A 322-nucleotide genomic window follows, 5' to 3' on the forward strand; every position below is an offset into this window, starting at 1 on the left:
CACCAGGGTGATGGTGAAGCCGCCGACGATGCCCGGTCGCGCCTCCGGCAACAGTACGTTGCAGATGATGTGGCGGCGTTCGCAGCCCATCGCCAGGGCCGCCTCCACCAGGCCGTGGTCGACTTCGCGCAGGCTGACCTCGGCGATCCGCGCGAAGAACGGCGTGGCGGCGATGGTCAGCGGCACCACCGCGGCCCAGACTCCATAGCTGGTGCCGACGATCATCCGGGTAAAGGGAATCAGCGCCACCATCAGGATCAGGAAGGGTACCGAGCGCAGCACGTTGACCAGACCGCCCAGGATGCGATTGAGCAGGCGCGCC

The 322-nt window shown here is 67.4% G+C and carries 1 protein-coding gene; it reads right to left on the minus strand.

Annotated elements, in window-relative coordinates; all coding sequences use genetic code 11:
- Positions 1–322: methionine ABC transporter permease (locus ACLJNW_RS24025; RefSeq protein ID WP_410961195.1), on the minus strand; the 322-nt coding region annotated here is incomplete at both ends.

This window comes from Salmonella sp. SAL4457 (assembly GCF_046548235.1).
Lineage (GTDB): Bacteria > Pseudomonadota > Gammaproteobacteria > Enterobacterales > Enterobacteriaceae > Salmonella > Salmonella enterica.